We start from the raw sequence: 13378 nt of genomic DNA, 5'->3' as shown, positions 1-13378 counted from the left end.
TCAGGGGTACGGGGATGTCTTCAGTCTGCGTCACGGCCCCGCAGGGCGCTGCTGCCGGTCCTCCACAGTGCTGCCACGCTCCAGCCGAGCACCACGACCAGCATGAGGTTGCGCAGGGTCAGCACCGCGAGCATCCAGGCGTTCAGCGAGAGGATCTCGACGTACAGGTACGGATAGAACGCCTGTGTCAGCGCCGCCGTCACCCCGACCAGCACGGCGGGCACGAGGAACCGCCTGCCCTGCATCAGGATGCCGAGCACGACAGGGGCGGCGAACCAGTCGATGTACTGCGGCGATCCCACCTTGTTGAACACGATCAGCACGGTCACCACGGCGAGCATCAGTTCGGGCAGAACCCGGGCGGTGGGCGCCTTGCGCAGCACCGCCCTCAGGCCGAGCAGCACGATCGCGATGACCGCCACCGCGAGAGCGGGCGTCATGGCGGCGATGGCCGCATCGATCCCGTGGCCGGTGGCCTGGAACGTGAGCAGTTGTGTGTCGTAGTAGATCGAGCTGCCCGGCAGGTGAAGCGCGGCCGCCCACAGCCACGGCGCCGTGATCGGCGCCTCGATCTGCAGGCCGCGGTCGGTCTGCTGGGTGATGAAGCTGAACACGTTCGCCATGCCGCCGAACGCCAACGCCACGATCACGATCAGGGCGCTGGTGAGCGCGCCGTATCCGACGACGAGCCAGCGGCGGCGGAACGCGACGACGATGGCCAGGATCACTCCTGCCGGCCACACCTTGATCCAGGTCGCGACGGCCAGCAGAACGGATGCCACGCGAGGGCGGGCGACGAGCCAGACCATCGCGACGATCACGATGGCGCTGGAGACGGCATCCAGCCGGGCGACGGCGATCGGCCCGAGCACGAGCAGGAACGCCAGCCACCACCATGCTGCCGCGAGCGCCCGCCGCCGCCCGCGCGCGATCAGGATCGCGAATGCGATGGCGTCGAACAGCGTGACCATGGCCAGCCACGCCGGCACGTAGTGGGCGGCGCCGGCGAGCATCGGGATGAGGATCGGCACCATCGCGACCAGCGGGTAGACCCAGGGCGTGGTCACGCCCATGAAGCTCTCGCCGTGCTGCGCGTACTCCGCCCAGGGCCGGTACACGATGGTGACATCGCCGAGCGGCATTCCGGCGCCGAGCAGCGCGGTCGACCAGAGCACCAGGTGCACCAGCACGAACCCGCCCCACAGTGCAGAGGGGTTGCGCGACACGCGTGCGAGGCGACCGCGTGAGGTTCCGGTGGTGTCGGCAACGCCCTCGCTCGCGGTGTCCGTCGCCATAGTCGTTCATGCTATCGAGCGGATGCTTCTGCATCCGCTGTGCGCGCCCGTCGCGACCTCCCGCGCGGGCCGTTCCGCGCGCCAGCGCTCAGCTCGACAGCCGCTCAGCTCGACAGCACGGCACCGACGACACCGGGCATCGCGTCCGCGACGTCGAGCGCCGTGATGGGGCCGCCGCCGTTCCGCTCGCTCGCGGCACCTGCCGCCGCGCCGTGCAGCGCCGCGGCGGTCGCCGCGAGCGCGGCCAGCGCGTCGTGCCCCTGCTCCGCAACCGGTGCCGCGTGCGTCGCCACGAGCGCACCGAGGATGCCGCCCAGCACGTCGCCGCTGCCGGCCGTGGCGAGCCAGCCCGCACGAGGCCCCGTCGAGACGTCGATCACCTCGCCGCCCGGGGCGCACACGTGGGTCACGTGTCCCTTGAGCAGCACCGAGACGCCGGTGGCGTCGGCGGCGCGGCGCGCCCAGCCCCGGGCATCCTGGGCGATGGACTCGGCGGACGGCGAAGCGCCGGCCGCAGCGAGCACCCGCGCCAGCTCGCGGTAGTGCGGCGTGATCACGACCGGGCCGCTCGCCTGGCCGATCAGGTCGAGCGCGCCGGCGTCGATGACGCACGGCACGCCATCGGAGAGCGCGGCGTGCAGGCGGTGCGCGTTCGTCGGGTCGCGGTGCGCGGCATCCATTCCGGATCCGAGCAGCCACGCCTGCACGCGCCCGGATGCGGTCACCGTCTCGGGCCGCCGCTGCAGCACCTGCGCGGCGGGCACATCGTCGCCGACGTAGCGCACCATGCCCACCCCGGTACGCGCCGCCGCCTCCACACCGAGCACGGCAGCCCCCGGGTACTCGTCGGAACCGGTGACCACACCGAGCACGCCGCGGGAGTACTTGTCGTCGGAGGCGCCGGGAACGAAGATCCAGTCGCGGCAGTCGGCGAGGGTCCACGGGCGGCCGACGCCGGCGCCGGACCCCGCATCGGCTCCCGTGTCGTTCCCGGACGCAATGTGAGCAGTCATGTCTTCACGATAGGTTGACTGCGAGCCGACTCCACCCCTTGCGCCGCGGTGCCACGGGCCGATGCGGCGCACGATGAAAGGTCCTTGCATGCCGATCTCCCTTCCCGATCGAGTGGTCATCTTCGACTACGGCGAGGTCATCTCGCTGTCGCCCAGCGAAGCCGATCGACAAGCGCTGCTCGACGTGGCCGGAGTCGACGCCGACACGTTCTGGCCTGCGTACTGGCGACACCGCGACGTACTGGATCAGGGCAGGCTGAGCATCCACGACTACTGGCGCCGAATCGAGGCCGAGACGGGCGCGCAGTGGTCGGAAGGCACTCTTCATCTGCTCTGGGTCACCGACTTCCGCGGCTGGCTCAGCGTCGACACGGGCACGATCGACGTGCTGGTCGACCTGCGCGACGGTGGCACGCGGCTCGCGCTGTTGTCGAACGCCGGCGCCGATTTCGGCAGCTATTTCCGGCAGGGTCTCATCGGATCGCTGTTCGAGAGCGTGTTCGTCTCGGGCGAGCTGCTGCTCGTGAAGCCGGACGCCGCGATCTTCCGGCACGTGCTCGACGAGCTGGGAATCGATGCCGATCACGCGGTGTTCATCGACAACAAGGCCGAGAACGTGGCCGGCGCCGAGGCGATCGGGATCACGGGCCACGTCTTCACGGGCGCCGACGACCTGCGCGCGTTCCTGGCTTCGCTGGAATAGGCCCGCCACCGAAAAATGGGGGTCTCGCCGGCGCGCAGTCCACGCCGGCGGCGGTCCCGCGCCCCTCACGCACATCGCTCCCGAAAGGATCTCTCGGTGGACCACCTCTTCGATCCCCTCGACGTGCGCGGTGTGAGGCTGCGCAACCGCATCTTCACCGCGCCGATGTGCCAGTACTCGGTGATGGAGCGCGACGGCGTTCCAACCTCATGGCATCTGGTGCACCTGGGATCGATCGCCGCCGGCGGCAGCTCGCTCGTGATCGCGGAGGCCACCGCCATCGCGCCCGAGGGCCGCATCTCCGACCGCGACACCGGCATCTGGAACGACGAGCAGGCGGATGCCTGGGCTCCGATCGCCGCCTTCATCGCCGGCCAGGGCGCTGTGCCCGGCATCCAACTCGCGCACGCCGGCCGCAAGGGGTCCACGTGGTCGCCCTGGGGTGAGAACGGACGCGACGGCTCGATCCCGCTGGATGCCGGCGGCTGGTCGACGCTCGCCCCGTCGGCCGTGCCGTATCACGGCTTGGCGACGCCGCAGGAACTGGACGCGGCCGGCATCGAGCGCATCGTGGGCGCGTTCGCCGACGCCGCGCGTCGCGCCGTCGCGGCCGGCTTCGGCATGGTCGAGGTGCATGCCGCGCACGGCTACCTGCTGCACGAGTTCCTCTCGCCGGCCAGCAACCACCGCACCGACGCCTACGGCGGCAGCCTCGAGAACCGGGCGCGCCTGCTGCTGCGGGTCGTGGCATCCGTGCGCGAGGCGATCGGCGAACTGCCGCTGTTCGTGCGCTTCTCCGCCAGCGAGTGGGCCGACACGGGTTGGGACGTGGATGCCTGCGCCACCGTCGCGCAGTGGTGCGCGGATGCCGGCGCGGACCTCTTCGACGTCTCCACCGGCGGCAACGTGCCGGCAAGCATCCCGCTCTCGCCCGGCTACCAGGTGCCGTTCGCCGCGCGGATCAAGGAGCTCACCGGGTTGCCCGTCTCGGCGGTGGGGCTGATCACGGAGCCGGCGCAGGCATCCGAGATCGTGGAATCGGGGCAGGCGGATGCCGTCTCCCTCGCCCGTGAGCTGCTGCGAGACCCGCACTTTCCGCTGCGCGCCGCGCACGAGCTCGGCGTCGACGTCGACTATTGGCCGGGCCAGTACCTGCGCGCCCGCTGGCGGTGACGCGCGCGAACAGTGCGCCGCTTCGCCTCACCTCCGCCGCGTCGCGTCCTGCACCTCTCCGACCAGCTCCTCGATGATGTCCTCGAGGAACACGACTCCCTGCGTTGCGCCGCCTGTGCCGACGACCCGGCCGACGTGGCCGCCGGAACGGCGCATCACGGCGAGCGCGTCCTCGATGTCGGACTCCGGCGCCAGCGGCACCAGTTTGCGGATGCGTCCGGTCGGGATGGGACGTGTGTATTCGTCCGCTTCAAGGTCGAGAACGTCTTTCAGGTGGATGTAGCCGATCGGCGCTGAAGAGGCATCCACGATGACGTACCGCGAGAAGCCGTGTTTGGCGACGGTGCGCTCGATCTGCGACGGGGTGGTGGTCTCGGGGAGGCAGACCAGCGTGTTCAGCGCGAGACCGACATCCTCGACCTTCTTCGCCGAGAACTCGAACGCGTTGCTGAGCGTGCCGGTGCGGTCGGTGAGCATGCCCTCCCGGGTCGACTGGTCGACGATGGTGGCGACCTCGTCGAGCGTGAACGTGCTGACCGCCTCGTTGACGGGCGTGACGCCGAAGAGTCGAACGATGCCGTTCGCCATGGCGTTGAGCGCCACGACGACGGGCCGGAAGACGCGGGCGATGCCCACGAGCGGCGGCGCGAGCAGCAGAGCGGCGCGATCAGGGAGCGAGAACGAGAGGTTCTTCGGCACCATCTCGCCGAACACCACGTGCAGAAAGGTGACGAGCACGAGCGCGACGACGAACGCGATGCCGCCGATCCACTCGGGCGTCAGCCCGGTGAGCCCGAGCGGCACCTCGATCAGGTGGTGGATGGCCGGCTCGGACACGTTCAAGATGAGCAGCGAGCAGACCGTGATCCCGAGCTGCGTGGTGGCGAGCATGAGCGTGGCGTGCTCCATCGCCCACAGCGCGGTGCGCGCCGAGCGATTGCCGTGCTCCGCCTTCGGCTCGATCTGCGAGCGCCTCGCCGACATGACCGCGAACTCCGCCCCGACGAAGAACGCGTTGCCCAGCAGCAGCACGACGAGAAGCAGGATGCCCACCCAATCAGGCATGTTGCGGCCCTCCTTCGCGCTCGTGTCGGGTCGCGCCGCGCGGGCGGTTCTCGCTGCCGGGTGCGGCGCCGAGTTCGACCGCGCCCACGCCCTCCGGTGCGTCGGGCGTGAACCGCAGCGCGTCGACGCGGCGCCCGTCCAGGCGCTCCACCCGCAGCGTTCCGCCGTCCACGCGCACCTCATCACCGACGACCGCGAGCCGGTCGAGCTCGTTCATCACGAAACCGGCGACCGTCTCGTACGGCCCGTCCTCCGGAATCTCGATTCCGGTGCGGTCCTGCAGCTCGTCGGGACGGAGCATCCCCGAGATGGTGATGGATCCCACGCCGCGCACGATGTCGGCACGGGCGCGATCGTGCTCATCGGCCACCTCGCCGACGAGCTCCTCCACGAGGTCCTCGAGCGTGGCGATCCCGGCCGTCCCGCCGTACTCGTCGACGACGATCGCCATCTGGTAGCCCTGCCCGCGCAACTCGCCCAGCAGGGTGTCGAGCGTCATCGTCTCCGGCACGCGAACGGCATCCGTCTGCAGCGCCGAGGCCGGCACGAGCGCCCGCCGCTGAAGCGGCACGGCGACCGCCTGCTTGACGTGCACCACCCCGACGATGTCGTCGATGTCGTCGTCGATCACCGGGAACCGCGAGTAGCCGGTGGTACGCGCGAGCGTGAGGATGTCGGTCGCCGGGTCTTGTCGCCGCACGCTCGCCACACGCGGTCGCGGCGTCATCACGTCGGATGCCGTGTGCTCGGAGAACCGCAACGTGCGGCCGAGCAGCGTGGCCGTGTCGGACTCGAGCACTCCGGCGCTGGCCGAGCGCCTCACGAGGGATGACAGTTCCTCTGCACTGCGCGCCCCCGACAGCTCCTCTTTCGGCTCGATCCCGAGTGCGCGGAGCACGCCGTTCGCACTCACGTTCAGCACCCACACCACCGGCCGGAAGACGGAGGTGAACACGGTCTGGAACGGGATCACGATCTTCGCGGTCGCGCGCGGAAGCGCCAGCGCGAAGCCCTTCGGCACGAGTTCGCCGAGGATCATCGACACGATCGTGGCGACCACGATGCCGATCGCCGTGCCGATCGGCGGTACCGCGGCATCCGGGAGCCCCACCGCGGCGAGCGGGCCGGCGATCAGCCCCGAGATCGCGGGTTCCATCAGATAACCGGTGAGCAACGTGGTCAGCGTGATGCCGAGTTGCGCGCTGGAGAGATGGGTGGAGGTGATCTTCAGCGCGGCGATGGTCATGCCGAGCCGGGTCTCCCCGCGCGCGTTCCGCGCCTCGAGGTCGGCCCTGTCGAGGTTGACCAGTGCGAACTCGCTCGCGACGAAGAAGCCGGTGCCGACGGTCAGCACGAGGCCGGCGGCGAGCATGATCCACTCGATCACGACAGCACCATGTCAGCGTCTCGGCGGCGGACCGACGCGGACACCCGGCGCGCGCCGACCGGGTCCCCACGGGTGGGGCTCGCACCATCCGGGCCCGCGCTAGACGAGCTCATGAGTTGCCGCAGAACGCGCCGAAGGGCCGTGGACCACGCAGAAGGAGGGTCATCCATTGTCCTGCCGATTATAGGAGAGCGCACTCTCGCCTCTGCGGGAAACCGCCGTGAAACGATGGGGTGATGACCTCCGCCAATCTGTCGCGTTCCGAGACCGCCGATCGCGCACGGAACGTCACCGTCCGCTCCTATCGAGTCGAGCTGGACCTCACCGAGGCACCCGACACCGACGTCTCCGGCTTCGCGACGACCACCACGCTCGAGCTCGACGCCCGTACGCCGTCCACCTGGCTCGACTTCATCGGCGAGAGAGTGGACGCAGTCTGGGTGAACGGGCGCGCGATTCCCGTTCACTACGATGGTGCGCGCATCCAGGTGGACGGTCTGATCGCGACGAACACCGTCGTGGTGGTGGCACGCGCCGCCTACAGCAGCTCGGGCGAGGGCATGCACCGCTTCACCGACCCGGTCGATGGCGAGACCTACCTCTACACGCAGTACGAGCCGGCGGATGCCCGTCGCGTCTTCGCCTGCTTCGAGCAGCCCGACATGAAGGCGCCCTTCGTCTTCACCGTGCATGCGCCGCGTCGCTGGAGTGTGCTCTCGAACCGCGAGGCTCTCGCGACGGAACGCACGAAGACGGCCCAGGTCGTGACGTTCGGCCCCACGCTGCCGATCTCCACCTACATCACGGCGATCGTCGCCGGCCCGTACCATCACGTGACCGGAATGTGGCACGGCGACGGAATCGAGGTGCCGCTCGGCGTGTACTGCCGAGCCTCGCTCGCCGAGCACCTGGACGCCGACGAGATCCTCGACGTGACGCGCGCCGGGCTCGACTTCTTCACGGGCGAGTTCGACTATCCGTATCCGTGGGGCAAGTACGACCAGGTTTTCGTGCCCGAATACAACCTCGGCGCCATGGAGAACCCGGGCTGCGTCACGTTCACCGAGCGCTACGTGTACCGCGGCAAGGCGACGGCCGCGCAGCGCGAGAGGCGGGCATCCACGATCCTGCACGAGATGGCGCACATGTGGTTCGGCGACCTCGTGACGATGAAGTGGTGGGACGACCTGTGGCTCAAGGAGTCGTTCGCCGACTACATGGGTTCGCTCGCCACGGCCGAGGCGACGAGGTTCACGGATGCCTGGGTCTCGTTCGCGAACAGCCGCAAGGCGTGGGCGTACCTGCAGGATCAGCTGCCGACGACGCATCCGGTGGTGGCCGACATCGTCGACCTCGAGGCCGCGAAGCTGAACTTCGATGGCATCACGTACGCGAAGGGCGCCGCTGTGCTGAAGCAGCTCGTCGCCTACGTCGGGCGGGATGCCTTTTTCGCCGGCGCGCGCCGATACTTCCGCGAGCATGCATTCGGCAACACCACGCTCGACGACCTGCTGACCGCGCTCGAGGCGACCTCGGGCCGGGACCTGCGCGCCTGGTCTCGGGCGTGGCTGCAGACGACGGGTGTGACGACATTGCGAGTGGAGGGCACCGAGGATGCGCCCCTGCTCGTCCCGTCGGACGGCCGTGCGCACCGGCTGGCGATCGGGCGGTACGAGACGGATGCCTCCGGTTCGCTCGTGCGCGCGCGATCCGAAGAACTCGACGTGGCAGGTGCGCCCGTTCCGCTGCCGGACGCCGCCGGAGCGGATCTCGTGCTCGTGAACGACGGCGACCTGAGCTATGCGAAGGTGCGGGTCGACGACCGCTCGCTCGACACGGCGGAACGATCGCTGTCGTCGATGCCCGACGCCCTCGCGCGCGGCCTCGTCTGGTCGTCACTGTGGAACTCGGTGCGCGACGGCGAGTTGCGCGCCGACCGCTACCTGAACATCGTGGGCGCCCACGCCGGGGCCGAGACGAACGTGGCGCTGCTGGCCTCGGCGCTGGAGCATGCACAGTTCACCGTCGAGCACTACGTGCCGCGCGATGCTCGTGTCGAACAGCGCGGCTCGAGGCTCGAGGCGGTGTGGGAGGGCCTGAGCGCGGCGATGCCGGGCAGCGACTCGCAGCTGGCGTGGGCGCGCGCGCTCGCGGACGCCGCGGCGTACGACGACGGGCACGCCGACGACCTCCGCTCGATACTGCTCGGAGCCGCGCCCGCACCGAACGGGCTCGCGCTCGATCCGGACCTGCGCTGGTCGTGGTGGACGGCGCTCGCGACGACGGGTTCGGCGAGCGACGACGAGCTGCGCGCCGAACTCGGCAACGACGACACGGCATCCGGACGCACGGCGCTGCTGCGAGCCCTGGCCGCTCGCCCCGAGCCGGAGGTCAAGGCGGCGGCGTGGCACTCGGCCTTCGGTGACACGACGCTGAGCAACGACCACCTCGACGCGACCATTCACGGGTTCGCGTCCGGCGGCAGACGCGACCTGACGGCCCCTTACGACGACCAGTACTTCGCCTCGCTGATCGACGTGTGGCAGCATCGCAGCATCGAGCTGGCCGAGCGCATCGTCATCGGGCTCTTCCCGCGCGCCGAGTCGACCGACGACGTCGACCTCTGGCTGGCCGAGAACCCGGATGCGCCGGCCGCGCTGCGCCGCCTCGTGATCGAGCGTCGGGATCACCTGGCCCGCGACCTGCGCGTGCGCGCCGCGAACGGTCGTGGGCGAACCGAATGACAGCGCGGAGGTAACGGCCGCGGCGGGCCCCTCAGGCCGCGAAGGGCACGGTCGGCTCGGTCGGGGCGCCGCGAAGGTGCGCGAGCAGTACGTCGAGCATCGCCTCGAGGTGCGAGGTGCTGCCGGTCGTGCGCAGCACCGTGACGCCGCCCTGGATGCCGGCGATGAACGCGGCGGCCATCCGATCGGCGTCCATCCCGAGCGAGACCTGACCGCTGTCTTGCATGCGCTGGATGCCGCGCCTCACGTGTGCCTGCCAGTTCTGAAGCAGTGCCGTCGCGACCTCGGCTGCGCCGTCGACGTTGCCGACCTGACTCATCAGCGACGCCAGCGGGCACTGCGTTCCCTGCGCCCGATACCTGCGGATCAATGCGCCGCGCCACTTCGCCCAGGAATCCCACGAGTCGAGCGCATCCAGATAAGGGCGTTGATCGTCGAGCACGCGCTCGGCCTCGAGTCTCGCGACGGCCAAGAGCAGCTCCTCCTTGCCACCCGGGAAGTAGTGGAAGAGCTGCCCCTTGCTCGTGCGCGACGCGGCAAGGACCTCGTCGAGAGTGACACCGCCGGGGGCCTCGCCGCGCAGGTACTCCGCGGCTGCGTCGAGGATGCGCGTGCGCGTCGCCTGCCCTTTGGCGGTCAGTTTCACACGGCGGAGCCTAACACCAGACTGGACCGTACGGTCTAATCCTCATTTCCCCGTCGGGCATGCTCCCCCGCCACCACAGCGACCCCGATGCGGCCACCGTCGACGTCGAGCACCGTGCCGTGCACGAATGCGGCGTCGTCGGAGGCGAGGTACAGCGCTGCGGAGGCGATGGCATCCGGATGCCCCGCCGCTCCCGCCGGCGTGCCGAGCATCATCGCGGCGCCCGGCTCGTCCTCGTCGTCCGCGAGGTCCGGCGTGCGGATCACGCCTGGCGAGACGGCGTTGACCCGGATGCCGACCGCGGCGAATTCCGCGGACCACGCCCTGGTCAGCGTCTCGAGCGCACCCTTCGTCGACGCGTACAGGGCGCCGACAGGCACGCCCATGCGGGCGACCCAGCTTCCGAGGTTGACCATCACACCGCCGCCCGTCGCAGCCATGCTGGGTGCGAGCGCCTGGGTGAGGAAGAAGGGCGCCTTGACGTTCACGGCGTAGAGGCGGTCGAACATGTCCTCGTCGACCGTGGCGGTCGTCGATGCGGGGTAGATACCGGCGTTGTTCACCAAGACGTCGAGACGCCCGCCTGCGCGCTCGAGCGCGGCGTCGGCGAGAGCACGGCTCGCCGACACGCTGCCGTCGAGGTCCGCGCGCACGAAGTCGGCGAGACCCCCGGCCGCACGGATGTCGGCGACGACAGCCGCTCCGCGCCGGGCGTCGCGCCCCGACACGACGACGTGCGCCCCCTCTGCGGCGAACCGTCTTGCGATGGCGCGGCCGATATTGCTGGTGGAACCGGTGATCAGTGCAGTTTTGCCGTTCAGTCGTTCGGTCATGAATTGGACAGTACGAGGAGCATTTTGGACTCGCAAGTCCAGAAAGTGAACGCACTCATCGAGCCTGGCCGCCGACTGCCTCGCGGCTCACCAGCTGACGGGCAGCGCCTTGCCCTCCTCGTATCCTGCCGCCGACTGGATGCCCACCAGGGCCCGGTCGTGGAACTCCTTGAGCGTGCGCGCACCCGCGTAGGTGAAAGAACTGCGCAGCCCGGTCGTGATCATGTCGAGCAGATCTTCGACCGACGGACGCAGCGGGTCCAGGTAGATGCGCGAGCTCGAGATACCCTCGGCGAACAGCTGCTTGCGGGCCCGGTCGTAGGCATCCAACCGCTCGAAGCGCTGCACGACGGCCTTGGTGGATGCCATCCCCCAGCTCTCCTTGTACAGCCGCCCCTCGAGGTCGGTCTGCAGGCGTCCCGGCGCCTCGACGGTCCCCGCGAACCAGGACCCGATCATCACGGATGCTCCCCCGGCGGCGAGTGCGAGCGCCACGTCGCGCGGGTACCGTACTCCGCCGTCCGCCCACACGTGCGCGCCGAGTTCGCGCGCCGTCGCCGATGTCTCGAGCACGGCGGAGAACTGTGGTCGGCCGACCGCCGTCATCATGCGGGTCGTGCACATGGCGCCAGGGCCGACACCGACCTTGAGGATGTCCGCCCCCGCCGAGACGAGGTCCCGCACCGCCTGCTCGGTCACCACGTTGCCCGCGACCAACGGCACACCCAGGTGCAGGCGCGCCACGGCGTGGATCGCGCGCCGCATGGCATCTTGGTCGCCGTGCGCGGTGTCGAGCACGAGCGTGTCGACGCCGGCCGAGACGAGCGCGCGGGCACGGGAGACGACATCGCCGTTGATCCCGATCGCCGCCGCGACCTTCAGCCGCCCGTGCGCGTCGAGCGCCGGCGGGTAGATCGTCGAGCGCAGGGCGCTCGTGCGGCTGATCGTGCCGATGACGGTGCCGTGGTCGAGCACCGGGGCGAAGTCCAGGCCGGCGGCGTCGAGGAGGTCGAAGGCGGCGCGGCCGTTCGGCACGTCTTCCGCGTCGAGCGACGCCAGCGAACCGTGCGGCAGCTCGCCGAGGCGGGCGTCGGCAAGTGCGGCGGCGAGGTCACCGGCGGGGAGGCATCCGACATAACGGCCGTCGGAGTCGTGCAGCACGATGCCGTGGCCGGCCAGCGGCGGCACGGCGGTGAGGGCATCGGCGACGCTGTCGTCGGGACTCATCACGAACGGCGAGTCGAACTCGACCGGCTGCGCCTTGACCCAGTCGATCGCGGCCTCCAGGTCTTGCGGATGCATGTCTTGCGGCAGCACTCCGAGTCCTCCGCGCCTGGCGAGAGTGGCCGCGAGCCGCGGGCCGGTGACGGAGTTCATGTTCGCCGAGACGATCGGGATGCGCGCTCCCGTGCCGTCCTCGGGGTCCAACGAGACATCGAGGCGACTGGTGACGTTCGAGCGGCTCGGCACGAGGAAGACGTCGGAATACGTCAGGTCGTGCGTCGGCGCCGTGCCATAGAACTGCATGAGGCCCACGCTAAGCCATTCGTGGCGATTCGGTCCCGGCAGCGGCCGACCGGCGGATGCCCCGGGCATGAGGGCTATCCTGCTGGCGTGCCCGAGACCAGCGCGACCGCGTCAGACCCGACTTCGCTGGGTCTCGCATCCCCGGGCATGCCCTCCCCTGTCATTCCCTCTCCGGTTGTCGCCTCCGCGGCCGCTCCGTCCCCCGTCGTTCCTTCGTCGGCCGCTCCGTCCCCCGTCGTTCCTTCGTCGGCAGCTTCTCCGTCGGAAGTTGCCTCCGTGCCAGTCCCGTCACTGCCAGTCCTGTCGCCGCGAGTCCTGTCGCCGCGAGTCGCGTCACCGCAAGCCCTGTCGCCGCGAGTCCCGTCCCCGCCAGTTCCGTCCCTGCCGCCCGCGGTGGTCGGCGAGGGGATCATCGCTCTGCGCGACGCGATCATGGGCGACGACGATAACGCGCACTTCACTGCTCTGGGCTGGGAGCCGGTCTTCGCCGCCTCGCCCGCCTCACGCATTCTGCTTGTCGGGCAGGCACCCGGGCGACGGGCGCAGGAGACCGGCATCCCGTGGAACGATCCGAGCGGTGACACCCTCCTGGGCTGGCTCGGTGTCGACCGGGCTCGCTTCCACGATCCGGATGCCTTCGCGATCGTTCCGATGGACTTCTACTTCCCCGGAAAATCGGGCTCGGGCGACGCCCCACCGCGACGTGCGTTCGCCGATCGCTGGCATCCGCCGCTCCTCGAGCTGCTGCCGAACGTGCGGCTGACCATCCTCGCGGGAGCGCACGCGCAGAAGTACTACCTGCCGAAGCCGCCGAAGGGCTCCCTCTCCGTCACGGAGACCGTGCGATCGTGGCGCGACAACGCTCCCGTCGTCGTGCCGATCGTGCATCCCTCACCGCTCACGATCGGCTGGCGCGCCAAGAACCCGTGGTTCGAAGGCGAGCTCGTGCCCGAGTTGCGCGCCCTGGTCGCGGCGGCGCTGGCCGACTGAGC

The 13378-nt window shown here is 70.0% G+C and carries 11 protein-coding genes; 4 read left to right on the top strand and 7 right to left on the bottom strand.

Annotated features, from left to right (window positions below; all coding sequences use genetic code 11):
- Positions 1-20: 20 nt before the first annotated feature.
- Together H623_RS20205 and H623_RS20200 are read right to left on the bottom strand one after the other, a co-directional pair.
- A complete protein-coding gene (locus H623_RS20205) occupies positions 21-1295 on the bottom strand; it encodes a glycosyltransferase 87 family protein (protein ID WP_022901625.1) in 1275 nt (424 codons plus the stop codon).
- 104 nt (positions 1296-1399) lie between these two features.
- A complete protein-coding gene (locus H623_RS20200; RefSeq protein WP_022901624.1) occupies positions 1400-2308 on the bottom strand; it encodes an ADP-dependent NAD(P)H-hydrate dehydratase in 909 nt (302 codons plus the stop codon).
- Between the two features lie 88 nt (positions 2309-2396).
- Between H623_RS20200 and H623_RS0114365 the strand changes: the two genes are divergently transcribed.
- Both H623_RS0114365 and H623_RS0114360 read left to right on the top strand, forming a co-directional pair.
- Positions 2397-3011 carry an HAD family hydrolase gene (locus H623_RS0114365; protein ID WP_022901623.1) on the top strand — a complete coding sequence of 205 codons (615 nt, stop codon included), beginning with the start codon at positions 2397-2399 and terminating at the stop codon, positions 3009-3011.
- 96 nt (positions 3012-3107) lie between these two features.
- The gene (locus H623_RS0114360) at positions 3108-4184 is read left to right on the top strand and encodes an NADH:flavin oxidoreductase/NADH oxidase (RefSeq protein WP_022901622.1); all 1077 of its coding nucleotides are present in this window, start codon (positions 3108-3110) and stop codon (positions 4182-4184) included.
- A 27-nt stretch (positions 4185-4211) separates the two neighbouring features.
- Here the strand turns inward: H623_RS0114360 and H623_RS0114355 are convergent, their stop codons facing one another.
- Together H623_RS0114355 and H623_RS20195 are read right to left on the bottom strand one after the other, a co-directional pair.
- The gene (locus H623_RS0114355; RefSeq protein WP_022901621.1) at positions 4212-5249 is read right to left on the bottom strand and encodes a hemolysin family protein; all 1038 of its coding nucleotides are present in this window, start codon (positions 5247-5249) and stop codon (positions 4212-4214) included.
- Entirely contained in the window at positions 5242-6636 is a 1395-nt protein-coding gene (locus H623_RS20195) for a hemolysin family protein (RefSeq protein ID WP_022901620.1), read from the bottom strand. Before H623_RS20195 ends, H623_RS0114355 begins: the two co-directional genes overlap by 8 nt.
- Positions 6637-6872: 236 nt before the next feature.
- Here H623_RS20195 and pepN point away from each other — a divergent pair, with 236 nt between their 5' ends.
- On the top strand, positions 6873-9380 hold the full coding sequence (pepN, locus tag H623_RS0114345; RefSeq protein WP_022901619.1) for an aminopeptidase N: 2508 nt from the start codon (positions 6873-6875) through the stop codon (positions 9378-9380).
- Between the two features lie 31 nt (positions 9381-9411).
- On the opposite strand, the gene H623_RS0114340 is transcribed toward pepN, so the two are convergent.
- The 3 genes from H623_RS0114340 to guaB1 form a co-directional block, all read right to left on the bottom strand.
- Entirely contained in the window at positions 9412-10026 is a 615-nt protein-coding gene (locus H623_RS0114340) for a TetR/AcrR family transcriptional regulator (protein WP_022901618.1), read from the bottom strand.
- A gap of 35 nt (positions 10027-10061) precedes the next feature.
- Positions 10062-10859, bottom strand: a complete 798-nt coding sequence (locus H623_RS0114335; RefSeq protein ID WP_022901617.1) for an SDR family NAD(P)-dependent oxidoreductase — start codon at positions 10857-10859, stop codon at positions 10062-10064.
- Between the two features lie 87 nt (positions 10860-10946).
- Entirely contained in the window at positions 10947-12386 is a 1440-nt protein-coding gene (guaB1, locus tag H623_RS0114330) for a GMP reductase (protein WP_026940382.1), read from the bottom strand.
- 393 nt (positions 12387-12779) lie between these two features.
- On the opposite strand from guaB1, the gene H623_RS0114325 reads away from it, so the two are divergent.
- Positions 12780-13376, top strand: a complete 597-nt coding sequence (locus H623_RS0114325) for a uracil-DNA glycosylase family protein (protein WP_022901615.1) — start codon at positions 12780-12782, stop codon at positions 13374-13376.
- Positions 13377-13378 lie beyond the last annotated feature (2 nt).

Origin of the sequence: Humibacter albus DSM 18994, assembly GCF_000421825.1 — a bacterium.
GTDB lineage: Bacteria > Actinomycetota > Actinomycetes > Actinomycetales > Microbacteriaceae > Humibacter > Humibacter albus.
Note: the sequence above shows the minus strand (reverse complement) of the source record. Positions and strands in the feature narration are given on the sequence as shown.

Bases quoted from the DNA above. Each gene is read 5' to 3' on its own strand.
- H623_RS20205 (WP_022901625.1), bottom strand. From the start codon at position 1,295: ATGGCGACGGACACCGCGAGCGAGGGCGTTGCCGACACCACCGGAACC.
- H623_RS20200 (WP_022901624.1), bottom strand. From the start codon at position 2,308: ATGACTGCTCACATTGCGTCCGGGAACGACACGGGAGCCGATGCGGGG.
- H623_RS0114365 (WP_022901623.1), top strand. From the start codon at position 2,397: ATGCCGATCTCCCTTCCCGATCGAGTGGTCATCTTCGACTACGGCGAG.
- H623_RS0114355 (WP_022901621.1), bottom strand. From the start codon at position 5,249: ATGCCTGATTGGGTGGGCATCCTGCTTCTCGTCGTGCTGCTGCTGGGC.
- pepN (WP_022901619.1), top strand. From the start codon at position 6,873: ATGACCTCCGCCAATCTGTCGCGTTCCGAGACCGCCGATCGCGCACGG.
- H623_RS0114335 (WP_022901617.1), bottom strand. From the start codon at position 10,859: ATGACCGAACGACTGAACGGCAAAACTGCACTGATCACCGGTTCCACC.
- guaB1 (WP_026940382.1), bottom strand. From the start codon at position 12,386: ATGCAGTTCTATGGCACGGCGCCGACGCACGACCTGACGTATTCCGAC.